At 66.7% G+C, this 23749-nt stretch carries 17 protein-coding genes; all 17 read left to right on the forward strand.

Going from position 1 to position 23749, the window contains the following annotated elements:
- Positions 1-2: 2 nt before the first annotated feature.
- The 17 genes from U1H99_RS22625 (at position 3) to U1H99_RS22705 (ending at position 23696) form a co-directional block, all read left to right on the forward strand.
- On the forward strand, positions 3-1514 hold the full coding sequence (locus tag U1H99_RS22625; protein WP_323143960.1) for an O-antigen ligase family protein: 1512 nt from the start codon (positions 3-5) through the stop codon (positions 1512-1514).
- Complete coding sequence (locus U1H99_RS22630; RefSeq protein ID WP_323143961.1) at positions 1511-3040, forward strand: oligosaccharide flippase family protein; 1530 nt, start codon at positions 1511-1513, stop codon at positions 3038-3040. Before U1H99_RS22625 ends, U1H99_RS22630 begins: the two co-directional genes overlap by 4 nt.
- Positions 3037-4248: a glycosyltransferase family 4 protein gene (locus U1H99_RS22635; RefSeq protein ID WP_323143962.1), complete on the forward strand. Its 1212-nt coding sequence runs from the start codon at positions 3037-3039 to the stop codon at positions 4246-4248. Before U1H99_RS22630 ends, U1H99_RS22635 begins: the two co-directional genes overlap by 4 nt.
- A 1-nt stretch (position 4249) precedes the next feature.
- Positions 4250-5020 (forward strand): glycosyltransferase family 2 protein, encoded by a 771-nt coding sequence (locus tag U1H99_RS22640; protein WP_323143963.1) that lies wholly within the window; start codon positions 4250-4252, stop codon positions 5018-5020.
- A gap of 336 nt (positions 5021-5356) precedes the next feature.
- Positions 5357-7594, forward strand: coding sequence for a heparinase II/III domain-containing protein (locus tag U1H99_RS22645; protein ID WP_323143964.1), 2238 nt, complete (start codon positions 5357-5359; stop codon positions 7592-7594).
- 152 nt (positions 7595-7746) lie between these two features.
- A complete protein-coding gene (locus U1H99_RS22650; RefSeq protein ID WP_323143965.1) occupies positions 7747-8997 on the forward strand; it encodes a glycosyltransferase in 1251 nt (416 codons plus the stop codon).
- Between the two features lie 193 nt (positions 8998-9190).
- Positions 9191-10237, forward strand: a complete 1047-nt coding sequence (locus U1H99_RS22655; protein WP_323143966.1) for a glycosyltransferase family 4 protein — start codon at positions 9191-9193, stop codon at positions 10235-10237.
- Positions 10234-12249 (forward strand): heparinase II/III family protein, encoded by a 2016-nt coding sequence (locus U1H99_RS22660; protein WP_323143967.1) that lies wholly within the window; start codon positions 10234-10236, stop codon positions 12247-12249. The genes U1H99_RS22655 and U1H99_RS22660 overlap by 4 nt, the downstream gene beginning before the upstream one ends.
- A 40-nt stretch (positions 12250-12289) precedes the next feature.
- Positions 12290-13429, forward strand: coding sequence for a non-hydrolyzing UDP-N-acetylglucosamine 2-epimerase (gene wecB, locus U1H99_RS22665; RefSeq protein ID WP_323143968.1), 1140 nt, complete (start codon positions 12290-12292; stop codon positions 13427-13429).
- Positions 13426-14178: a WecB/TagA/CpsF family glycosyltransferase gene (locus U1H99_RS22670; RefSeq protein WP_323143969.1), complete on the forward strand. Its 753-nt coding sequence runs from the start codon at positions 13426-13428 to the stop codon at positions 14176-14178. The genes wecB and U1H99_RS22670 overlap by 4 nt, the downstream gene beginning before the upstream one ends.
- A 238-nt stretch (positions 14179-14416) precedes the next feature.
- Complete coding sequence (galE, locus tag U1H99_RS22675; protein ID WP_323143970.1) at positions 14417-15415, forward strand: UDP-glucose 4-epimerase GalE; 999 nt, start codon at positions 14417-14419, stop codon at positions 15413-15415.
- A gap of 18 nt (positions 15416-15433) precedes the next feature.
- Positions 15434-16600 carry a nucleotidyltransferase family protein gene (locus tag U1H99_RS22680; protein ID WP_323143971.1) on the forward strand — a complete coding sequence of 389 codons (1167 nt, stop codon included), beginning with the start codon at positions 15434-15436 and terminating at the stop codon, positions 16598-16600.
- Positions 16597-18015 carry a mannose-1-phosphate guanylyltransferase/mannose-6-phosphate isomerase gene (locus tag U1H99_RS22685; protein ID WP_323143972.1) on the forward strand — a complete coding sequence of 473 codons (1419 nt, stop codon included), beginning with the start codon at positions 16597-16599 and terminating at the stop codon, positions 18013-18015. Before U1H99_RS22680 ends, U1H99_RS22685 begins: the two co-directional genes overlap by 4 nt.
- A gap of 171 nt (positions 18016-18186) precedes the next feature.
- Complete coding sequence (locus tag U1H99_RS22690) at positions 18187-18918, forward strand: PEP_CTERM-anchored TLD domain-containing protein (protein WP_323143973.1); 732 nt, start codon at positions 18187-18189, stop codon at positions 18916-18918.
- Between the two features lie 13 nt (positions 18919-18931).
- On the forward strand, positions 18932-19954 hold the full coding sequence (locus U1H99_RS22695) for a TIGR03790 family protein (protein ID WP_323143974.1): 1023 nt from the start codon (positions 18932-18934) through the stop codon (positions 19952-19954).
- A 145-nt stretch (positions 19955-20099) separates the two neighbouring features.
- The gene (locus U1H99_RS22700; protein WP_323143975.1) at positions 20100-23087 is read left to right on the forward strand and encodes an ExeM/NucH family extracellular endonuclease; all 2988 of its coding nucleotides are present in this window, start codon (positions 20100-20102) and stop codon (positions 23085-23087) included.
- Between the two features lie 12 nt (positions 23088-23099).
- Complete coding sequence (locus U1H99_RS22705; protein ID WP_323143976.1) at positions 23100-23696, forward strand: NF038129 family PEP-CTERM protein; 597 nt, start codon at positions 23100-23102, stop codon at positions 23694-23696.
- The last annotated feature ends 53 nt before the right edge of the window (positions 23697-23749 follow it).

The raw sequence follows: 23749 nt of genomic DNA on the forward strand, positions 1-23749 counted from the left end.
CCATGCAGAACTTCCTGCTCTATTTCTATACCTCGCTGCCCTTCGTCGCCGTGGCGCTGCTGTCGATGCTGGCAATCATCGGCATCGGCGTCGGCATGGTGCGCCCGCGCTACCTGGCTTACGTCTACCTGGGGGTGTTCTTCTGGGCCAATTCGACCAGCTACGGCTCGCTCTCGCTGCTGGTCTCGGCCGGCATCTACAGCCGCGGCTCGGGCCTGCTGTTCTTCCCGCTGCTGCTGTGGTGCATGCTGGGGGCCTGGCTGTGCGCGCGCGTCTCGGCCAGCTTCCGCGGCGAGCCGGCGCCAGCCTGCAACCTGCGTCCCTGGTTCCTAGCGTGGACGCTGCTTCTGGGCGCCCACGTGGCAGTGGCCATGTTTGCCGGCGTGCCCCTGGCGCGCGCGCTGGCGCCTTCGGGCTTTTCCAACATCGTCTGGATAGCGCCGCTGGTGTCGCTGCTGCTGCTGTCTTTCCGCACGCCCGAAGCGGCGCTGGCGCTGGCGCGCTTCATCCTGCTGGCCGGACTCGGCCGCGCGCTGTTCGGCCTGGTGCGCTGGGCCGCGTTCGGGGGCGACCCCAACAACGTGTATGCGAACATGAATGCGATCAAGATCAAGCTGACCTTTTTCGACATCAACGACAGCCTGCTGTGCACGCTCGCCTTTGCGATCGCCGCCGTCAACCTGTTCCAGGCCGTGCGGGTCCGGCGCGCCGCGATCTGGACCGTGCTCGACTGGGCCACGCTGGCCGCCGGCGCCGCCTGCATCGTGCTGTCCTACCGCCGCAGCGCCTGGATCGGCTTCGTGCTCGCCTGCATCGTGGTCATGCTGCGCTTCCCGCCGCGGCGGCGCCTTCACATCGCACTGATGGGATTGCCGCTGCTGGCCCTCGGCGTGCTGGCGGCGGCATTCCGGCGCCTGGGCCAGACCAAGGGCGCCGGCGGCGGCCTGTCGAGCCTGTTCTACGACATGGAATCGCGCCGCTTCGGTGCCGAAAGCGAGCGTGTGCTCGAGCTGAAACTGGCGCTCGGCGATTTCATCTCGCACCTGTTCACCGGCATCGGCAGCTGGGGCCGCTACACCGGCTACCAGCACATTTCCTGGCAGACCGGCCAGGACGCCGGCCTGTTCCTGCACAGCGGGGTGCTGCACATCGCGCTCAAGGCCGGGTTGCCGGGCCTGGTCCTGCTGGGCTGCACGATCTGGGCCTTCTGCGCCTTCGTGCGCCCCGTGCTGCGGACCCTGGCGACGCTGGCGCCCGACATGCTGGGCCTGGCCACGGCGGGCGCCGCCGGTCTCGCCTTCATGCTGCCCGACCTCCTGATCGGTACCCCGTTCCCGCAGACGCGCACGACCCAGATGCTGGCGCTGTGCCTGGCCTTGCCCTACGTGGCGATGGCGGCCCGGCGCGCCGGGCAAACCGTTCGCCCAGCCGGTCTGCCGGCGCCCGCACACACGCAGGCGCTGCCGCATCGCGCCAGCCCGGCAGGCGTGCCGGTCCATACGCGCAGCCCATGAAACTCGACATCGTCCGCAACGCCGCCGGCAACCTGTGCGGCGCCCTGGTCCCGGCGATCGTGGCGCTGGCCACGGTGCCGTTGGTGGTGCGCCAGCTGGGCGACGCCGGCTACGGCGTGTATTCGCTGGTGACCGCCATCGTCGGCTATTTCGCCGTGATCGACATCAACGTCACCGCGGGCTCCATCAAATATATCGCCCAGTTCAACGCCAGCCGCGACCAGGCCCGCATCGACGAGACCGTGTTCTTCGGCCTGTCCGTGTACGCGCTGCTGGGCCTGCTCGGGGGCCTGGCGCTGTTCGGCGGCGCCGGCTTCTTCGTGACCCGCCTGTTCGAGGTGCCCGCCGCGCTGGAAGGGGAGGCGGTGGCCACGCTGCGGCTGGCCGCGCTCGGCTTCTTCCTCGGCCAGCTGCAGAGTTACCTGAACAGCATCCCGCAAGCGTTGATGCGCTACGACGTCAGCAGCCGTATCGAGATGCTGTTCGGCACCGGCGTGCCGCTGCTGACGGTGGGCGTGCTGCTGCTCGGCTACGGCCTGTTCGCAGTGATCCTGGTGCGGGTGCTGGCCAGCGCCGCCAACTGCCTGATCCTGTGGCGCTGGATCCGGCGCCTGCTGCCGCGGCTGGCCTGGCGCCGTCCCGGTGCCGCGGTCCGGCGCGACCTGCTGCGCTTCTCGAGCTATGCCTTCCTCAGCCGTTTCGCGACGATGTCGTATGCCTATGCCGACAAGCTGATCATCGGGGCGCTGGTCGGCGTCACCGGGCTGGCCTATTTCACGGTGGCGTCGACGCTGGCCAACCGCGTGCTCGGCCTGACGTATCGCCTGTCCGGCGTGTTCTTCCCGGCCGCCAGCGCGCTGGCCGCGCTCGGCGAGATCGAGCACCTCAAGCGCCTGTACCTGAAGGCCAGCCGCTATGTCGTGTTCGTCAACGCCTCGGTGCTGGTGCTGGTCGCGGTGTTTGCCTACCCCATCCTGTATTACTGGATGGCGCCGCGCTTTGCCCGCGCCGGCCACGTGATCCTCGCCGTAATGACGCTGTCGCAATTCATCGATTCCCTGACCAGCCTGCCGTCGCTGGTCAACGACGGCATGGGCCACCCGCGCTATTCCGGCCTGTTCGCCTTGGGCCGTGCGGCGTTCGGCTTGCTGGTCGTGTATCTTGGCGTGGCCTGCTGGGGGATCGATGGGGCTGCCTGGGGACATTTGCTGGCGTCCAGCCTGCTGACCTGCGCCTTCCTGGTGGCGGTGCATGGCAGGACGGTGCCGGCGCGCCTAGGCGAACTGGTGCGCGGCGCCTACCTGCCGGGCATGGCCGGGGTGGTCCTGGTGGCGCTGGCCGCGCAGGCCGGCCGGCACCTGATCGATGGCGGCCCCCGCGATGACGGGCTGCTGGTGCTGCTGCTGGCACTGCTGACCTGCGGCCTGCTGCTGGCCTACGGCCGCCTGTTCGTCATCGACAGGGGCGACCGCAAGCGCGCCTGGGGGCGTGTCAAAGGGTTATTGTCGCTGAGGAAGACGGTGTGAAGATCCTGATGGTGTCGGAAGATCTGCCGGGGACCCAGGTCGGGGGACTGGGCAAGCATGTGGTGACCTTGTCGAATGCCTTGCTGGAAGCCGGGCACGAGGTCGATATCCTCGGGCGCAGCGACCGTTTCCACGAGGGCAGTGCTCGCGAGATTGGTTTTAATGGGCGCCTGCTGCCCGGCTTCGGTTTTTCCCGGCCCGGCTGGAAGGAAACGCAGCTGGGCTTCTTCAACCCGGTCAAGCGTCCCTGGTTTGCGCGCAGCATCGCACGCGCCTTGCTGCGCCTGGCCGACCGCTACGACGCCGTGCATTACCACGGCCACCTGCCAATGGCCGGACGCTACGTGCCGGCGCACGTGAATTTCGTGCAGACCCGCCACGACCAGGGCAGCGAGTGCGTGATCCACGTGCGCTTCAAGGAAAACCACGTGTGCACGGCGCTCGACGCGCGCGACTGCGCCGCCTGCATCCATCCGCTGCCGAACACGCTGCGGCGCTCGGTGTCCGGGATCGCGGTGCGGCGCTACCGTGCCGAAACGGCGACCTCGTTCGCACGCCACAAGACCATCTTCGTGTCGGACTTCCTGCGCCGCGCCTTCCTGCGGACGGTGCCGGACGCCGACCTGTCGCGCGCCAGTGTGATCCACAACTTCATCAGCTATCCCTACCTGAAGGCCCGGGCGGCGGCGGCAGGGGAGGTCCAGGCCGGCAAGGTGCTGCTGGTCGGCCGCCTCGATGCCGGCAAGGGCTTCGGCGAATTCCTGGCCCAGGTGCAGGGCTGGCTGCCGGCGCATGCGCGCGTGCGTATCGTCGGCGACGGGCCGCAGCGCGCGCAGTTGGAACAGCGCTTTGCCGGGCCGCAGGTCGAATTCCTCGCGTGGCAGCCCTACGACGAGGTGATCCGCATGTCGGCGCGCAGCCACGTGCTGGTCATTCCGTCGGTGTGGGAAGAGCCTTGCGGCACCACCGTGCTGGAAGCCCTGGCCCTGGGCAAGCAGTGCCTGGCGCTGGCGCGCGGCGGCACGCCGGAACTGGCGGCCTATCAATATTACGCGGGCCAGCTGCAGCTGGCCGAAACCATGCCCCGCCTGGTCGAGCTGCTGGCCGAGGCGCTGCAGCGTCCCCCGCTGACGGTGGCGCTGCCCGACGCCTTTCCGATGGACGTAGGCAGCGCGATCCCGCGCATCCTCGCCGTCTACGAGGCATGACATGCGCGCCGGGCCGGCCTTTTCCATCGTCACCTGCACCTGGAACAGCGCCGCCACCCTGGGCGACACGCTGGCATCGGTGCAGCGCCAGACCTGGCGCGAGATCGAACACATCTTCGTCGATGGCGGCTCGAGCGACGCCACGCTCGACATGATTGCCGCCTACCCGGGCCGCAAGCGCGTGCTGCACGACGTGCGCGGCGGCATCAGCCGCGCCATGAACCGCGGCATCGAAGCCGCCAGCGGCGAGTTCGTCGCCCACCTGCACGCCGACGATTACTATCTGGGCGAGGACGTGCTGGCCCTGGTGGCAGAACGCTTCGCCAGCGCGCGGGCGGAATGGGTGTTCGGCACCATCCAGGTGCTGAAGGAGGGCACCCTGGTGCCGCCCTGGCCGCTGCGGCCGTTCAGCTTTCGCGCGCTGGCCTCGGGCCATGCCTCGGTGCCGCATCCCGCCGTGTTCATCCGCCGCCGCATGTTCGAGCGGGTCGGCATGTTCGACGAAAGCCTGCGGTACGCGATGGACATCGACCTGTGGCTGCGCCTGGGCCGGGTTGCGCCGCCGGCCACCGTCGACCGGCCGCTGGCGGTGTTCCGCGAACACCCCGGCAGCGTCTCGTCCGCCAACAAGATCGCGGCGCGCCAGGAAGAATTCCGGGTCCGGCGCCGCTATCTGCGCCAGGCGCCGCTGGCGTTCGCCATCTACTGCCTGCGCTACCTCAAGCGCATGCGCAGGCTGCGTGCCGAAGCCGCCACCCCGTCGGCATATTGACACCGGCCGCTGTCCATACACGCATTGCATGTTTGACAGCATTGTCAAATTATCCTGTTAGTTTCCAGACTATCTTTCCAGTCAAGGAAGAGGCTTTAGCTGCCTGTAAATGGTCGCGCTAAAAGTTAACTTTCGGTATCAAAAAATGTGGCAGAAAAACTGAAAAATCGTTGATTCCTAAGGGAATTTTTCCGCAATTCAATTGATATGCGGTACGATTAATGCGTCATGCATAGCGCTTTTCCCTCTTCAAAAAAGCGCGGCAACGCACTACGGACCCGACGACATTGCCGGGCTGTCCCCAGAAGCCCTGTCACTATTTCTCGGAGCATCAACATGAAATTTCATCGGAAAGGCATCGCCTTTGCAGTTGCCATGGCCTCGCTGACCTGCTCGTTCAGCGCGCATGCCGACTGGGCGCGGTCCACCGATCCCCTCGTCGTCCAGCCGAATCCGGAAAATTCCACGGTGCAGGCGCAGAATCCGCCGAGCTTCTTCTGGTCGCGCTATCCGAGCGGGCCGGCGACTTACGATATCGAGATCACCCCGGCCGGCGGCACACCGCTGAAGGCCACCGTCGACCGCAACTGGTACCTGCCGAGCAAGGCGCTGGCACTCGGCAACTACAGCTGGCGCGTGCGCCCGAGCGGCTCGGGCGACTGGTCGGCCGCGCGTACCTTCGCCATCACCAGCAAGTCGACCGTGTTCGAAGTCCCGGACAACGCCACCCTGCGTGCGCGCATCCAGGCCAAGGCACGCCCGCGTTCGCTGCCGCCGTCGTTCACCGCGTATTCGACCTGGAACACGGCCAAGAAGAACGACCTCGAACCCTACCTGAGCCGCCTCTCGAACGAAATCAAGGCGCAGGCGACGACGCTGCCCGACCTGTCGGACGCGCGCTGGCCGGTGGCGATCCTGACCCCGCTGACCGCCGCCATGGCCTCGCAGCAGACCGACGTGCGCACCCGCATCAACGAAGCCACGCGCCAGCTGGAAGCGGCCACGCTGCTGTGGCGCGCCAGGAAGGACCCGGTATTCCTGAACGAAGCCCTCAAGCGCGGCGACCAGCTGGCGGCGCTGAACCCCGCCGGCCCGACCAGCTACGCCAGCCAGGACCAGGCCACGCGCCAGATCGCGCTGTCGCTGATCAAGGCGGTCGATTTCCTGGCCGGCGACCTCGATGCCGGCCGCAAGGCGCGCTGGCTGGAAAACGTGCGCATCCGTTCCGAAGAAATCTACGGCAACCTGGCCGGCGACAATGGCCGCCTCGACCAGTTTCCCTTCGATTCGCACGGCAACACAGCGATGGTATTCATGGCGCTGATCTCGACCCTGGCGCTGGGCGACATTCCGGATGCCCAGCGCTGGTTCGACTTCTCGTTCCGGGCCTACGTCAACAACCCGTCGCCCTGGTCGGGTCCGGAAGGCGGCTATGCCAACGGCACCGCCTACGGCGAGTATGCCGCCGGCTACATGGTGGCGCTGTGGGACCCGATGGTGCAGGTGACGGGTGTGAACATGTACCTGAAACCCTGGACCCAGGGCTTCCTCGACTTTGCCACCCAGTTCATTCCGCCGGGCGCGAAAGCCCATGCCTTCGGCGATGCCTCCGAGACCAAGCCGGATCCGCGCGTGTTCCGCGCCTTTGCCAACCGCATGCCGACGCCCCGCGCGGCCTGGTACATCGCCAACCTGGGCGGCGGCCTGGAAGATGCGCTGTCGGTGCTGGAAGCGCCGTACCCGATGCCGGTGACCGCTGCCGCGGCGGCGAAAACCCCGCCGTCGAACTCGGCCTACTATCCGAGCATCGGCTGGGTCGCCATGCACAGCGACATCGGCAATACCGCGCGCACCTCGTTGTATTTCAAGTCCAGCCCCTACGGCTCGTTCAACCACAGCCACGGCGACCAGAACGGTTTACTGCTGACGGTGGCCGGCCAGCCGCTGCTGGTCAAGGCCGGCTGGTACGACTGGTACGGTTCGCCGCTGTGGAACGACTGGTACCACCAGACCCGTTCGCAAAACGCTATCACCTTCGACGGCGGCAAGGGCCAGCTGGTCGACGGCTACCGCGAGCAGCTGCAGCGCAACGCCCGCATCACCGGCTTCTCGGCCCAGTCCGGCTACGACTATGCCGAAGGCGATGCGACCCCCTCGTATGGCGGCCAGCTGACGATGGCCAAGCGCCAGATCTGGTACCTGCGCAAGCAGGATGCGATGCTGGTGCGCGACAGGCTGGCGGCGGTGGTGGCGCACACCTACGAGTTCAACCTGCATGCGCCGGTGGCGATGAACGTCGAAAGCCCGTCGAGCGTGCAGATCGCGATCAACGGCCAGTCGGTCTGCCTGCGCGACCTGAACGGCAACGCGCCCTTTGCGAAATGGAGCGGCCCGGCGCCCAAGGCCGGCGTCGTCGAAGACCATGGCGCGTTCTACCTCAAGAACGACGGCAAGTCGACCGCCGAGTTCCTGGTGCTGGTCGACGTCGGCTGCAGGCGGCCGGCGGTCAAGGTGGCCGGCGCGGGCAGCGCGCGGACGGTGACGGTGGGCAGCCAGACGGTCAACCTCAACTGATTTCCTCAACGTAGCTGAAAACCGGAATCCTCCACGGGCGCATACCCGTGGAGGATTTTTTTTCAAGCCCGCGCGTTAAGCGCCGCGCAAGCAATGCGCATAAAGGCCAGGCTAGAATCGACGCGCCTATTGCCCCATTCCGCAAGGATGCCATGCCCGGCCAGTCCCTCCCGATTGCCTTCGTCGTCACCTATATCGTGCGCGACGCGCTGCCGCCCAGCCGCGCCGACCTGCTGACCCTGTTCGGCACCGAAATGCCGCGCTACGGCGTCGCCACCGAACTGGTGGGGCAGGGCGGCGGCCAGGCCACCGGGGCGCCGTGGCCGGCCGGCGGCATGCACGTGGTCGGTACGCTGCGCAGCCGCTTCGCCAGCGTCTGCTCGCCGCTGTGGGACCTGCTCGGCCTGCTGCGGGCGCGGCGCAGCCGGCGCCCGGACTGCATCCAGGTGCGCGACAAGATTGCCAGCGGCCTGCTGGGACGGCTGGCCGCCTGGCTGCTGCGCGTGCCTTTCGTCTACTGGATGTCGTTTCCCATCGTCGAAGGCTTCGAGGTGCGGCGCGACGCCATCAGGCCTGCGCGCGGCGCCGGCGTCGGGGCTTGGACGCTCTGGGCTGCCCACGGCCTGCGCGCCCGTGCCTCGCGCATCGTCATCTATCGCTGGGTGCTGCCGGGCGCGCGCCACATCTTCGTGCAGAGCGAGGCGATGGCCGACCGGCTGGCTGCCCGCGGCTTGCCGCGCGCGCGCATGACGGCGGTGCCGATGGGCGTCGACGAGCGCCTGCTCGAACGTTCCGGCATCGCCCCGGCGGCGGATGCGCGCCTGGACGGGCGCCGCGTCGTCCTGTATCTCGGCAGCGTCGCGCGGGCGCGCCGTTCGGATTTCCTGCTCGACATCGCCGCGACCTTGCGGCGCGACCTGCCGCAAGTCCTGCTGGTGATCGCCGGCGACGCCGCGTCAAGCGATGAAATGGCCTGGATGCGGCACCTGATCGCCGCGCGCGGTCTGGCGCAGCACGTCCTGCTGACCGGCTGGCTGCCGCGGCAGCAGGCGCTGGGCTACGCGCTGCGCGCGGAGGTCGGCCTGTCGCCGATCCCGCGCGGCACCCTGTTCGACGTGTCGTCGCCGACCAAGCTGGTGGAGTACCTGGCGCTGGGCGTGCCGGGCGTGGCCAACGACATTCCGGACCAGAAACGTGTCATCGAAGAGAGCGGCGCCGGCTTGTGCGTGCCGATGGAGGCGGACGCGTTTGCCGCCGCCGTCCTGTATTTATTGAACAATCGCAGTGCAGCACAACAGTATGGCGAACGTGGGCCAGCGTACGTAAGAAGCCATCGGACCTATGCTATTCTCGGTCGAAATGTTGCTTTAACGTACAAAAAAATCCTGACTGGACAAGGATGACGATGTCTCTATCGCATGCCTGCCGGTTCCCCCACGTCGCAAATGGGACATCCGTGGTCGCTGCCGCAAAGGCAACATAAACGTGAATTGTGCGCATGCGGCGAATTTCATGATGTATGATCGAAACATTGTGCCTTTTATAAGAGCGTGTGCTTTGTTACAACGAGCCAGGTCAGAAACGCCGAGGGTACTGATGGTCGGCACCACGCCCGAAGGCAAGGGCGGGGTCGCGACGGTGGTATCGGTGCTGCGCAGCCATGGCTTGTTCGAACGTGAAACGGTGCGTTATGTATCGACCCATGCCCAGGCGCGGCGCGGCGCCAAGGCGGCGCATGCGCTGGCCGGCATGGGCCGCATCCTGCTGGCCTGCGTGCGCGAGCACCCGGCCGTGGTGCACGTGCACGTGGCGTCGCGCGCCAGTTTCCTGCGCAAGTCGCTTGTCTTGCTGATGGCACGGATGAGCGGCAGCAAGACGATTTTCCACCTGCACGGCGCCGAGTTCCGGGAATTCGCCACGCAGGAAGCCGGGCGGCCGCTGCGGCGCTGGATCCGCCACACGCTGGAACGCAGTTCGGTCGTGATCGCGCTGTCGGAGAGCTGGGCCCAGTTCTTGCGAGCTTTTGCGCCGGGCGCCAGGGTGGCGGTGGTGCCGAATGCGGTGCCGCTGCCGAACCAGGCCGTGCTGGCGCCCGGCGAAGCCGGGCGCGTGCTGTTCCTGGGGCGGATCGAGGCGGGCAAGGGCATCTATGAACTGCTGGCGGCGGGCGCCGCGCTGGCACCCGGGTTCCCGACGCTGCGCCTGGTGTTCGGCGGCGAAGGCGACCGCCAGGGCGTGCGCCGCCGCGCGGCCGAACTGGGCATCGCCGAACGCGTGGAGCTCCCCGGCTGGATCGATGCGCAGGCGCGCGGTGCCGAGCTGGCCAGGGCCAGCGTGTTCTGCCTGCCGTCGCATGCCGAGGGCTTGCCGATGGCGCTGCTGGAAGCGATGGCGGCGCGCAAGGCGGTGGTGGCCAGCAGCGTCGGCGGCGTGCCGGAAGCGCTGCGCGACGGCGACAACGGCATGCTGGTGCCGCCGTGCGACAGTGCCGCGCTGGCCGCCGCGCTGTGCAGGGTATTGGGCGATGCCGCCCTGCGCGCGCGCCTGGGTAGCCGGGCGCGCGCCACCATCGAGCAGGACTACTCAACCGAGGTGATGTGCGGAAAACTGTCCGCCATCTACCGTGAACTGGCAGGGGCATGATGATGCGGGAAGCGACAGGGATGGTCTGGTGGGTCAACCGTTTGCGCTGCATGTCGGTGGCAGAGGTCGGCTACCGCATCCAGCAGGCGGCGGCCAAGGGCGTGGCGAAGCGCATGCCGAGCCGCGCCACGCCGCCGCTGCCGCGCGCGCGCAGCTTCGGCCGCAGCCTGGAGATGGACGGCGCCCCGCCGCTGTCGCAGCACGAACGCGACGCCCTGCTGGCCGATGCCGACAGCATTTGCGCCGGCCATGTGGTGCTGTTCGCCAAGCGCCGCTTCGACGTCGGCATGCCCCCGGTCTGGAACCGCGATCCGGACAGCGGCGTCGTCGGCCCGGCCATCTATGCCGGCGACATCGACATCCGCAACCGCGAACTGGTCGGCGACATCAAGCACGTGTGGGAACTGAACCGCCACCTCCACCTGGTACGCCTGGCGCAGGCCTGGAGCGTGACCCGCGACGTGGCCTGGCTGCACGCGCTGCACCACCAGCTGCGCAGCTGGCTCGACCAGTGCCCCGCGCGGACCGGTCCCAATTGGACCAGCTCGCTCGAACTGGGCATCCGCCTGATCAACTGGGGCCTGGTGTGGGAACTGGTCGGCGGCGAGGCCAGCGGCCTGTTCGCCGGCGACGACGGCCAGCGCCTGCGCGCCGACTGGCTCGATTCGATCCACGCCCACTGCAGCGGCATCGCGCGCCACCTGTCGCGCCACTCGTCGGCCAACAACCACCTGATCGGCGAACTGGCCGGCCTGTATGTCGGCGCGTCGATCTGGCCCTGCTGGAAATCCTCGAACGACTGGCTGGAACAGGCGCGCAGCGAACTCGAGCACGAAGCGCAGGCCCAGTTCTCGCGCGACGGCGTCAACCGCGAGCAGGCCTTTGCCTACCATATCTTTTCGTCGGAATGCCTGTTCGTGGCCGGCCTGGTCGGCCAGGCCTGCAACCACCCGTTCTCGCGCGCCTACTGGACCAGCCTGCAGCGCAGCCTGCGTTTCCTGCGCTCGGTGCGCGACGTCGGCGGCCACGTGCCGATGGTCGGCGACGCCGACGACGGCATCGTGTTCCGCCTGGACGAGGCCGGCAGCGATCGCGCGGCCCAGCTGCTGGCGCTGGGCGACGCCGTGCTGCGGCCACCGGAACCGCCCTACCTGCAGCAGCAACATGCGCCGCAACAGGCGCCGCAGCACGTCGGCGTGCGCTGGCTGCTGCACGCGCTGCCCGGCAAGCTCCCGGAGTGCGATCCGCACGAATCCGACACCGGCTGGGCCTTCCCGGACGGCGGTTACCTGCTGTTCGGTTCGCATTTCGGCGAAGCCGACGAGATCAAGGGCATGGTCGATTGCGGCTCGCTCGGCTACCTCGGCATCGCCGCCCACGGCCACGCCGATGCGCTGTCCCTGAACCTGTCGGTCGGCGGCGAGGAATGCCTGGTCGACCCCGGTACCTATTCATACGGGCAGGAGCGCAAGTGGCGCGATTACTTCCGCGGCACTTCGGCCCACAACACGGTGCGCATCGACGGCGCCGACCAGTCGCTGTCGGGCGGACCCTTCATGTGGCTCAAGAAAGCGAACGCCCAGATCGAGCGCATGCCGCAGTCGCCGCACGAATTCGACTTCCGCGGTTCGCACGACGGCTACGAGCGCCTGGCCGATCCGGTACGCCACATGCGCAGCGTGCGTTTCGACGCCGCCAGCTCGACACTGGTGGTGCGCGACGAAATTGCAGCCAAGAAACATCATCAGGTCGAGCTGTTCTGGCATTTTGCGCCGGGCCTGAACGTGCGCCTGAACAGTTCCGGGCTGCACGTGCGCGGCAAGCGCTTTGCCCTGCAGATGCAGGCGCAGGGCGCCGATCTTAGTCTGGAATTGGTTCACGGCAATGAAAATCCGCCGCTCGGCTGGGTCTCGCGCAGCTACGAATCGAAGCAGGCGTGCGACGTGCTCAAGATCAGCACCGTATCGTCCGCCGTCCCGGTCGAGTGCAGGTTTACAATAACGTTTTTTTAACATGCGGGATCGGGAAGGCTTTCGGGAAAGGAGGGTGGTCATGCTGATATATCTTGTCGCGGGTGCGCGCCCCAATTTCATGAAGATCGCCCCCATCGTGCGCGCGCTGCAGGCGCACGCGCATGCCCCCAAGACCTTGTCGTACAAGATCGTCCATACCGGCCAGCACTACGACCGCGACATGAACGAGGTCTTCTTCGAGGAACTCGGCATCCCGGCGCCGGACCTGTCGCTAGCGGCCGGCGGCGGCAGCCATGCCCAGCAGACCGCCAGGATCATGACCGGCTTCGAGGGCTTGTGCCTGGCCGAGCGTCCCGACGCGGTACTGGTGGTGGGCGACGTGAATTCCACGCTGGCTTGCTCGATTGTCGCCAAGAAACTGCAGATCCCGGTGGCCCACGTCGAGGCCGGCCTGCGCTCCGGCGACATGTCGATGCCCGAGGAAATCAACCGCCTGGTCACCGACAGCATCGCCGACTGGTTCTTTGTGACCGAGCCGTCCGCCGTCGCGCACCTGCGCCGCGAAGGCAAGCCCGAGGCTGCCATCCATCACGTCGGCCACGTGATGGTCGACAACCTGCTGTACCAGGCCGACAAGCTGGCGCGCGAAGGCGGCAGTTTCGCCACCAGCGGCTGGAAAGCCCGCTGCCGGGCCGCGGGCGCACGCTACGGCGTGGTGACCCTGCACCGGCCGGGCAACGTCGATGCCGCCGCACCCTTTGCGCGCATCGGCGCGGCCCTGAACGCCGTCGCGCTGGAACTGCCGCTGATCTTCCCGGTGCATCCGCGCACCCGCGCGCGCCTGCGCGAGTTCGGCATCGACCTCGGCCCCGGCGTCACGCTGGCCGGGCCGCAGCCCTACATGGCTTTCCTCGACCTGTGGAAGGATGCGGCCGTGGTCCTGACCGACAGCGGCGGCCTGCAGGAAGAGACGACGGCGCTGGGCGTGCCCTGCGTCACCCTGCGCGAGAACACCGAGCGCCCGGTGACGGTGGAAGAGGGGTCCAACGTGCTGGCCGGCAGCGACCCGGACGCGATCCTGGCGCACGTGCAGGCGATCCTGCGCGGCGAGGGCAAGCGCGGGCGCCGGCCGCAGCTGTGGGACGGCCATGCGGCCGAGCGCATCGTCGCCGTGTTGGCCAAGGAGCTGGCCGATGAGCCGGCCGAGGCGGCGGCATGAACGCCGGCCGGATCACGCTGATGGGCTGCGGCATCGACAACCTGACGATGGAAGAGACGCTGGGTACGATCGAAGGCTTCATCGCCAGCGGCACGCCGCACCAGCACGTGGCGATCAACGTCGACAAGCTGGTCAAGGCCAGCCGCGACCCCGCGCTCCAGCGCATCATCAACGACTGCGCGCTGGTGAACGTCGACGGCATGCCGGTGGTGTGGGCGGCGCGCCTGCTCGGCAAGCCGCTCAAGGAACGCGTGGCCGGCGTCGACCTGTTCGAGGCGCTGATGCGGCGCGCCGCGGCCAGGGGCTGGCGCGTGTTCCTGTGCGGCGCGCGCGACGAGGTGGTGCGCGAGGTGGCGGCGACCTACCAGCGCAACTACCCGCAACTGGTACTGGCGGGCTGGCGCAACGGCTACTGGCAGGGCGAGGCGGAAGAAGCGCAGGCGGCGCTGCAGATCCGCGACGCCCACCCCGACCTGCTGTTCGTGGCGATCAGTTCGCCGAAAAAAGAGCAATTCCTCGGCCGCTGGCAAGCCGAGATGAAGGTGCCGTTCGCGATGGGCGTGGGCGGCACCTTCGACGTGGCGATCGGCCGCGTCAAGCGTGCCCCGCTGTGGATGCAGAAGGCGGGGCTGGAATGGTTTTACCGGTTTTTGCAGGAACCGCGCCGGATGTTCCGCCGTTATTTCATCGATGACATGGCGTTCGTCTGGTTATTCATAAAAGAAGCCGCTACGAGGGGAGGCCGATAAACCTACTGCGCGTCGGATCTTTGGCCTGCGATGCTCCGCTACGGCGGACCGGCCGTACCGTAAGTACGGCTGCGCTTCCCGGCCAAACCTCCTTCCGCTCGCTACGGTTTCTCGGCCCCCCGTGAAGCTGGTGGAAAGTTTGAAACAGGGATGTCGGCGACTGTCGGCGACAACAAAAATAAGGCGTCAGCTCCCAAGAGTATGGCGACGGCAACTTTTTAAAGAAAGAAGCGTATTCATGAAAATTCTCGTTACTGGCGGCATGGGCTATATCGGTTCGCACACGGTGGTGGAACTGCAGAACGCCGGCTACGACGTGGTGGTGTTCGACAATCTCTACAACGCCGATCCGGCGGTGCAGGAACGCGTGCAGCGCATCACCGGCAAGACCTTCGATTTCGTCGAAGGCGACATCCGCGACCGCGCGGCCATGGAAGCGGTGTTCTCGGCGCACAAGATCGACGCCGTGATCCACTTTGCCGGCCTGAAGGCGGTCGGCGAATCGGTGGCGCAGCCGCTGCGCTACTACGACAACAACGTCTACGGCAGCGTGGCGCTGTTCGAGACGATGGCCAAGGCCGGCTGCAAGACCCTGGTGTTCTCCTCGTCCGCCACCGTCTACGGCGACCCGGCCTCGGTGCCGATCAAGGAAGATTTCCCGCTGTCGGCCACCAATCCCTACGGCCGCAGCAAGCTGATGATCGAAGAGATCCTGCGCGACCTCTTCAAGTCCGATCCGACCTGGCGCATCGCGCTGCTGCGCTACTTCAACCCGGTGGGCGCCCATGAAAGCGGCCTGATCGGCGAAGAGCCGAACGGCATCCCGAACAACCTGGTGCCCTACATCGCCCAGGTCGCCAACGGCCAGCGCGAAAAGCTGTCGGTCTTCGGCGGCGACTACCCGACCAAGGACGGCACCGGCGAACGCGACTACATCCACGTGGTGGACCTGGCCATCGGCCACGTCAAGACCCTCGACAAGCTGGCCCAGGGCGACGGCCTGGTCACCTACAACCTCGGCACCGGCAAGGGCAATAGCGTGCTGGAAATGATCCACGCTTTCGAGCAGGCCTGCGGCAAGCCGATTCCGTACCAGATCGTCGACCGCCGCCCCGGCGACATCGCCAAGTGCTACGCTGACCCGACCCATGCGCGCGAAGAGCTGGGCTGGACTGCCGAGCGCAATGTCGACCAGATGTGCGCCGATTCCTGGCGCTACCAGATTACCCAAAAATGAAGAGATAAGGACAGCAACATGAAAGCAATGATTCTCGCAGCAGGCAAAGGCACCCGCGTACGTCCACTGACCTACGATCTGCCGAAACCGATGATCCCGGTGCTGGGCAAGCCGGTGATGGCTTACCTGATCGAACACCTGGCCAAGAACGGCGTGACCGAGATCATGGTCAACGTGGCCCACCTGCACGAAAAGATCGAGGATTACTTCGGCGAGGGCGAGCAGTTCGGCGTCCAGATCGGCTACTCCTTCGAAGGCTATACCAAGGAAGACGGCGAAGTGGTGGCGGTGCCGATCGGCTCGGCCGGCGGCATGAAGAAGATCCAGGAATTCGGCGGCTTCTTCGACGATACCGCGATCGTGCTGTGCGGCGACGCCCTGATCGACCTCGACCTGAAGGCGGCCCTGCTCGAGCACCGCCGCAAGGGTGCGATGGCCACCGTGATCACCAAGGAAGTGCCTTGGGACAAAGTGTCGAGCTACGGCGTGGTGGTCACCGACAAGGACGGCCGCATCACCCAGTTCCAGGAAAAGCCGAAGCAGGAAGAGGCGCTGTCGAACTTCATCAGCACCGGTATCTACATCTTCGAACCGGAAGTCCTGAACCTGATCCCGTCGGGCGTCGAGTTCGACATCGGCTCCCAGCTGTTCCCGCTGCTGGTCGAGAAGGGCCTGCCGTTCTACGCCCAGGGCCGCCCGTTCAACTGGCTCGACATCGGCAGTGTCAGCGATTACTGGGAAGTGCTGCAGAACGTGCTGACCGGCGAAGTCAACCACATGGACGTGCCCGGCATCCAGATCGAACCGGGATTGTGGACCGGCCTGAACACCAGCATCGACTGGGAAGGCACCACCATCAAGGGCCCGGTCTACATCGGTTCCGGCGTCAAGGTCGAAGCCGGCTCGACCATCATCGGCCCGACCTGGATCGGCCACGGCAGCCATATCTGCGAAGGGGCTGAAGTCGTCCGCAGCGTGCTTTTCGAGTACACTCGGGTACTGAATGATGTCACCTTGCATGAAATGATCGTGTTCAAGGATTACAGCATCGACCGTGCCGGCCAGATGAAGCACTCGTCCGAATACAGCTCCGACGAATGGCTGAATGCCCGCGACCGTCGCCGCAGCCGCCGCAAGGAAATCGCCGACGAGACAGACAACAACGTAGAAAAGGTTAGTGCATGAAGATTTACCCAGTCATCCTCTCCGGCGGCGCCGGTACCCGTCTCTGGCCGCTCTCGCGCGCGGTCATGCCAAAGCAGCTGCTGCCGCTGGTCACCGACAAGACCATGCTGCAGGAAACTGCCTTGCGGGTGCGCGGCTGGCCGGATGTGATGGCGCCGCTGGTCGTATGCGGCAACGAGCACCGCTTCCTGGTGGCAGAGCAGCTGCGTGACATCGGGATTACCCCGCATGGCATCCTGCTCGAGCCGGCCGGCCGCAACACGGCCCCGGCCGTGGCGGCCGCCGCCCAGTTCTTGAAGGCCCAGGACCCGGATGCCGTCATGCTGGTGCTGCCGGCCGACCACGTGATCGAGAAGAACGAAGCCTTCCGCGTGGCGGTCGAACGTGCCTACAGGCTGGTGCAGGACGGGTCGCTGGCGACCTTCGGCATCGTGCCGGGGGCGCCAGAGACCGGCTACGGCTACATCAAGCGCGGCGAGCCGCTGGCGGGCTGCGACGATTGCTACAAGATCGAGCGCTTCGTCGAAAAGCCCGACCGCGGCACGGCCGAAGGCTTCGTCGCCGACGGCGGCTTCTACTGGAACAGCGGCATGTTCATGTTCCGCGCCGACCGCTTCCTGGCCGAAATCGCCCAGCACGCGCCGCAGATCGCCGGCGCGGTCGAAGGCGCGGTGCGCGATGCCTACCGCGACCTCGACTTCTGCCGTCTCGACGAAGCCGCCTTCTCGGCCAGCCCCTCGGACTCGATCGACTACGCGGTGATGGAACACACGCGCGACGGCGTGGTCGTGTCAGCCGACATCGGCTGGAGCGACGTCGGTTCGTGGTCGGCCCTGGCCGACGTGCAGGCCAAGGACGCCAACGGCAACGTGCAGCGCGGCGACGTCTACCTCGACAACACCAGCAACACGCTGGTGCGCGCCGAGAGCCGCATCGTCGCCGTGGTCGGCGTGCAGGACCTGGTCGTGGTGGAAACCAACGATGCCGTGCTGGTCGCGCACAAGGACCAGGTGCAGCGCGTCAAGAACGTGGTCGACCACCTCAAGGTGCAGGCCCGTACCGAGCACCTGCACCACACGCGCGTCTACCGTCCGTGGGGCTACTACGAAGGCATCGACTCGGGCGACCGCTTCCAGGTCAAGCGCATCACGGTCAAGCCGGGCGAGAAGCTGTCGCTGCAGATGCACCACCACCGTGCCGAGCACTGGATCGTGGTGTCGGGCACGGCACGCGTGACCTGCGGCGACAAGACCATCCTGCTGGCCGAGAACGAGTCGACCTATATCCCGCTGGGCACCACCCACCGCCTGGAAAACCCGGGCAAGCTGCCGCTGCACCTGATCGAGGTGCAGTCGGGCAGTTACCTGGGTGAAGACGATATCGTCCGCTTCGAGGATATCTACCAGCGCGCCTGATCCATGAAATAGAAGGCGCATCCGCATGGGGGCCGGCATTTGCCGGCCTTTTTTTTGCACGTTCTTTTGCGGGTTTGCCGCGCTCATTTGCCCCAGCCTACCGTGTGGATGTGCCCATGCATACGGCCTACAATGCCTCGACGAGTCTCCATCCATTCCCAGGAGGACGCCATGAAGACGATCGTTGCGGCACTCGCATTCACGCTGGCGGCCGGCACCCCGCTGTTGAGCACCGAGGCGTCGGCCCAGACCACCGCGCCGAGGCTGCTTGACGAGGGCAGGTACGGCCAGCTCGAACGCTGGCTCGGCGCCGGCGAACTGCATCTCACCAATGTGTATACCCGGCAGGCCGGCGACACCTCGGCCCAGTTCCATGCCGGCGCCGACGGCGAAGGTCCAACCTTCACCCTGCTCGAAGTGACCAACACCGCCGGCAACACCTACCTGGTGGGCGGCTACAATCCGCAAAGCTGGGCCGCGGACGAGGGCTGGCACGAAACCATCCGCGATGCGCAGCGCACGGCCTTCCTGTTCAATTTCACGGTGCCGGCCGTGTACCGGCAGATCCTGTCCGGCTACATCCTGCCCAGCCAGGGCCAGCGCCAGACCTTCAACGAAATGGAATTCGGTCCGGTGTTCGGTTCAGGCCCCGACCTGTTCGTCAACGACCGCCTCGACACCGCGCTGTCCTGGCAGCTCAGCTATGGCAATCCGTTCGACGAACGCCTCAGCATCATCGACCGCAGCATGGACGGAGGGACGGTGCGCGTCGACGCGCTGGAAATCTATGCGATCGCGCCGGTGCCCGAGCCGGCGGCCTGGGCGATGCTGCTGGGCGGGATCGGGGCGGCAGGCGCGCTTGCGCGCCTGGCACGCAAGCGCGCGGAGGGCGCGCCGGCGTAACTGCCCGATGACCATGGCGCGCATCGTCGCCGGCCTTGCCGTCGCGCTCGTGGGCGTGCCGGCCGGTGCCCAGCCGGCCACCGCCCTGCAATCCGGCCAGCTGGCCATCGTCATCAACGATGCCGACCCGCACAGCGTCGCCGTCGGCGCCTATTACCGCGAGCGCCGCAACATCCCCGCGGCCAACGTGGTGCACGTCAGCATCCCGGGCAAACCACATGCGCTCGACCCGGCACGTTTCAGGCTGCTGAAACAGCAGATCGATGCCGGGCTCGGGCCCGATGTGCAGGCGGTGCTGATGATCTGGACCGCACCCTACCGGGTCGCCTGCAACGGCATCACCGCCGCCTACACGCTCGGCTACGACGCCGCGCAGTGCGCCCGCACCTGCGCCCCCGGCCAGCCCAGCGCCTATTTCAATGCCGCCACGCGGCGCCCGTTCAGCGAGCTGAACATGCGGCTGTCGATGCTGCTGCCGACCGAATCGGTGGCGCAGGCCAGGGCGCTGATCGACCGCGGCACCGGCGCCGGGTTCCGCACGCTGCCGGCCACCGCCTATTACCTGGTGACGTCGGACAGCGCACGCAACACGCGCGCCGCCTTCTTTCCGGCGCCGGGGCGAATCGCGGCGCGCCGGCTGAACACGCGCACCCTGCGCACCGATGCGCTCGAGGGCGCGCGCGACATCCTGATCTACCAGACCGGCAAGGCCGCGGTCGACAAGCTCGACACACTGGGCTTCGTGCCCGGCGCGCTGGCCGACCACCTGACCTCGTTCGGCGGCGACCTGCTCGACAGCGCAAGCCATACCGACCAGATGAGTAGCCTGCGCTGGCTGGAGGCCGGGGCCACCGCCAGCTACGGCACCGTCAGCGAACCCTGCAACTACTGGCAGAAGTTCCCCAACCCATCGGTGTTGTTCAAAAACTACGTACAGGGCAACAGCGCCATCGAAGCCTACTGGAAGAGCGTGGCCTGGCCGGCCCAGGGCGTTTTCATAGGGGAACCGCTGGCTGCACCCTATGCCCGGCGCTGAGCACAATCTGACGCACATTCGATGTGCATTAGTCCGGATGGGCTAATGCGTGGTCATGATGTTGTCAATTAACGCATTTAATATCCGTACTGTAAGTTCCTTACTGACAACCTTAACAAAACCTGACCCTGACCAGGATCCTTCCATGACTCCTCGTGCATCACATTCCGTTCCCGTACGCATGACCGTACTGGCCGCCCTGCTGGCCGGCTTGTCGGCATCGGCGCTGGCCGCGCCCGGCGATGTCGTCATCAGCCAGGTATATGGTGGCGGCGGCAACAATGGCGCCACCCACCAGAACGACTTCATCGAGCTGTTCAACCGCAGCAATGCTGCGGTGGACCTGAGCACCTGGAGCGTGCAGTACGCCTCGTCCGCGGGCACGACCTGGCAGCTGACCAGGCTGACCGGCACGATCCAGCCTGGCCAGTATTACCTGGTGCAGGAAGCCGTCGGCGCCGGCGCCGGCGCGCCGCTGCCGCAAGCGGACGCCACTGGTACGCTGGCGATGAGCGCGACAGCCGGCAAGGTAGCCCTGGTCAGTGCACAGACTGCCCTGAGCGGTGCAGCCCCGACTGCGAACGTGCAGGACTTCGTCGGCTTCGGCGGCGCCAATTTCTCCGAGACCAGCCCGACACCGACCCTGAGCAATAGCACCGCCGCGATCCGCAACGGCGCCGGCTGTGTCGACACCAACAACAATGCCGCTGACTTCACCGTCGCCGGCGCGATCCCGCGCAATACCACCAGCCCGCGCAACCAGTGCAGCGGCGGCGGCACCCCGGATCCGGTGATCCAGCCGATCGTGACCAACTGCCCGGCGAGCATTTCCGGCCGCGCCGGTACCGCCTTCTCCGGCATACTGCGCGCCAGCGACGTGGACAGCATCGTCAACGCCGCCAGCATCACCGGCGGCGCCCGTGCCGGCATCAGCCTGACCGGCTTCACGGCGGCAGGCGCGGCGGGCGGCAGCGCCTCGGCCAACCTGTCTGTCGACGCCAGCGTCGCCGGCGGCAACTACCCGGTCGCGGTGACCTTCACCAACAACGACGGCCAGTCGGCCAGCTGCACCGTCAACGTGCTGGTCTCGGGCGAGCAGACGATTTCGCAGCTGCAGGGCAGCGGCGCCACCAGCCCGTTCAACAACACCGTACAGACCACCACCGGCGTGATCACCAAGCTGCTCAGCAGCGGCTACTACATCCAGGATCCGGCCGGCGACAACGACCCGACCACCCCGGACGCGATCTACGTCTACACCGGCAGCGCCACTGCCCCCGGCAAGCTCGGCGACCTGGTGCGCGTGACCGGTACCGTCACCGAATACACCCCGACCGGCGCCCCGCGCTCCTACACCGAGATCAAGGACATCACCGCCAGCGCCAACCTCGGCGTCGGCCAGCCGGTCGGCATTACCAATGTCCAGCTGGGTGCGGAAGACCTGCGCCGCTACGAAGGCATGCTGGTGCGCTTCACCGGCGCGCTGACCGTGAACGGCAACGGCTTCCTCGGCGACCGCGGCGAGCTGGTGCTGGGCAATGGCCGCCTCGAAACCCCGACCAACCGCTTCCGTCCGGGTCCCGAAGCGAATGCGCTGGCGGCCGCCAACGAACGCAACATGGTGGTGCTGGACGATAACAGCTTCACCACCCCGGCCCATATCCCCTACCTGTTCCAGGACCAGACCGTGCGCGCCGGCGACACCGTCAACGACCTGGTCGGCGTGCTCGACTTCGGCGCGATCGGCGGCGGCGGCGGCTGGTACAAGCTGCAGCCGACCGACACGCCGACGTTCAGCCGCACCAACCCGCGCGAAGCGGCGCCGACCGTTGCCGCGGGCAACGTGCGCGTCGCCAGCGCCAACGTGCTGAACTTCTTCACCACCTTCACCAACGGCCGCGACGTCAACGGCGCTACCGGCCAGGGCTGCAAGATCGGCAACTCGACCTCGGCCGGCAACTGCCGCGGCGCCGACAACATGGAAGAGTTCGTGCGCCAGCGCGACAAGATCGTCAACGAGCTGAAGGCGATGGATGCCGACGCGGTCGGCCTGATGGAAATCCAGAACAATGGCGACTTCGCCGTGGGCTACCTGGTCAATGCGCTGAACACGTCGATCGGTAGCACCGTCTACGCCTACGTGCCGCAACCGCCGGCCACCGGCACCGACGCCATCCGCGTGGCGATGATCTACAAGCCGGGCAAGCTGACCCTGGTCGGCGGCGCCATGTCCGACAACGACAGCGTCAACAACCGTCCGCCGATGGCCCAGACCTTCAAGGTCAACAGCAACGGCGCCAAGTTCTCGCTGATCGTCAATCACCTGAAGTCGAAGGGCAGCTGCGGCGGCGGCACCGGCAACACCGACAGCGGCGACGGCCAGGGTTGCTGGAACCTGACCCGCGTGCAGCAGGCGACGCGCCTGGCGCAATACTTTATCCCGGCCGTGGTGGCCGCGAGCGGCGATGCGGACGTGCTGGCAGTGGGCGACTTCAACGCCTACGGCCACGAAGACCCGATCGCCTACCTGACCAGCAATGGCATGGTGAACGAACTGGAACGCTTCGTGCGCCCGAACGGCACCCCGTACTCATACGTGTTCAACGGCATGAGCGGCTACCTCGACCACGCGCTGGCCAGCACCTCGCTCGACCCGCAGGTAACCGGCGTGACCGAATGGCACAACAATGCGGACGAACCGGATGCGATCGACTACAACCTCGGCGACACCGCCGACGACCCGTACGTCAACAACGCCTTCCGCGCGTCGGACCACGATCCGGTGGTGGTGAGCTTGAACCTGGCCGGTGCTACGACCGATGTGAGCGCCAATGTGAAGATCGTCCAGTCCTCGCTGAAGGGTAACCTGATCACCGGCAAGTTCACCGGCACGGTCACCATCACCAACACCAGCGGTGCGCCGATCAACGGTCCGCTGCAACTGCGCCTGGATGGCCTGCCGGCCAGCGTCAGCCTCGACAACCGCAGCGGCATGAGCGAAGGCGCGCCATACATCACGGTGTCGAACGGCACCCTGGCTGCCGGTGCGCAACTGACCGTGACCACGACCTTCAGCAATCCGTCGAAGGCCCAGATTACCTATACGCCGAAACTGATCAGCGGTACTTTCTAAGGAATACGCAACATGTTCAAAATGACTTCTCTCCTGTCGCGCTGCGTACTGGCGCTGGCCTGCCTGGGCGGCAGCGCCGCCGCGCTGGCCGGTCCGACCTACCACGTCAACGTCAACAGCGCGTCGCAGGGTAGCGGCGACGGCTACCTGGTGCTGTCCTTCCTCAACGAGGACCCGATGCCATCGGTTACCGCCACCGTTACCAACTGGACCGGCGCATTTGCCGGCACCGGCATGGCCTACAACAATGCCACCGTCGATTTCGGCAGCCACACGCTGACCCTCGTCGGTGGCACCAACGGCTACCTGTTCGATGTCGATTTCGGCGGCATGTTCGGCTTCGACGTCAGCTTCGACACCGAAAACCCGGCGTACGAAACCAACTTCGGCGTCGCCCTGTCCGACCTCGACGGCAACTACGCCAGCGGCGGCGACATCGCCAACATCGTGCTCGGCACGGGCGGTCCGGTGCAGATCAGCGCCAACGCCAGCTACGCCAGCGTGACCCCGGCCGCCGTCGGCACCGACGTTCCGGAACCGGCCGACTGGGCACTGGTCATGAGCGGCCTGGGCCTGATGGGCTTCGCACTGCGCCGCCGCGTTCGCTGAGCCGGCCAGGCTGAGCTTGCTGTAAAGAAACCACTTGTCCGGGGACGGACAGG

It is taken from the genome of Massilia phyllosphaerae (genome assembly GCF_034659755.1).
Classification (GTDB): Bacteria; Pseudomonadota; Gammaproteobacteria; order Burkholderiales; family Burkholderiaceae_D; genus Telluria; species Telluria phyllosphaerae.

Coding starts and splice junctions, on each gene's coding strand:
- U1H99_RS22660 (WP_323143967.1), top strand. CDS start 10,234: ATGATGATGCGGGAAGCGACAGGGATGGTCTGGTGGGTCAACCGTTTG.
- wecB (WP_323143968.1), top strand. CDS start 12,290: ATGCTGATATATCTTGTCGCGGGTGCGCGCCCCAATTTCATGAAGATC.
- U1H99_RS22680 (WP_323143971.1), top strand. CDS start 15,434: ATGAAAGCAATGATTCTCGCAGCAGGCAAAGGCACCCGCGTACGTCCA.
- U1H99_RS22645 (WP_323143964.1), top strand. CDS start 5,357: ATGAAATTTCATCGGAAAGGCATCGCCTTTGCAGTTGCCATGGCCTCG.
- U1H99_RS22670 (WP_323143969.1), top strand. CDS start 13,426: ATGAACGCCGGCCGGATCACGCTGATGGGCTGCGGCATCGACAACCTG.
- U1H99_RS22655 (WP_323143966.1), top strand. CDS start 9,191: ATGGTCGGCACCACGCCCGAAGGCAAGGGCGGGGTCGCGACGGTGGTA.
- U1H99_RS22700 (WP_323143975.1), top strand. CDS start 20,100: ATGACTCCTCGTGCATCACATTCCGTTCCCGTACGCATGACCGTACTG.
- U1H99_RS22640 (WP_323143963.1), top strand. CDS start 4,250: ATGCGCGCCGGGCCGGCCTTTTCCATCGTCACCTGCACCTGGAACAGC.
- U1H99_RS22650 (WP_323143965.1), top strand. CDS start 7,747: ATGCCCGGCCAGTCCCTCCCGATTGCCTTCGTCGTCACCTATATCGTG.
- galE (WP_323143970.1), top strand. CDS start 14,417: ATGAAAATTCTCGTTACTGGCGGCATGGGCTATATCGGTTCGCACACG.
- U1H99_RS22690 (WP_323143973.1), top strand. CDS start 18,187: ATGAAGACGATCGTTGCGGCACTCGCATTCACGCTGGCGGCCGGCACC.
- U1H99_RS22695 (WP_323143974.1), top strand. CDS start 18,932: ATGGCGCGCATCGTCGCCGGCCTTGCCGTCGCGCTCGTGGGCGTGCCG.
- U1H99_RS22705 (WP_323143976.1), top strand. CDS start 23,100: ATGTTCAAAATGACTTCTCTCCTGTCGCGCTGCGTACTGGCGCTGGCC.
- U1H99_RS22625 (WP_323143960.1), top strand. CDS start 3: ATGCAGAACTTCCTGCTCTATTTCTATACCTCGCTGCCCTTCGTCGCC.
- U1H99_RS22685 (WP_323143972.1), top strand. CDS start 16,597: ATGAAGATTTACCCAGTCATCCTCTCCGGCGGCGCCGGTACCCGTCTC.
- U1H99_RS22630 (WP_323143961.1), top strand. CDS start 1,511: ATGAAACTCGACATCGTCCGCAACGCCGCCGGCAACCTGTGCGGCGCC.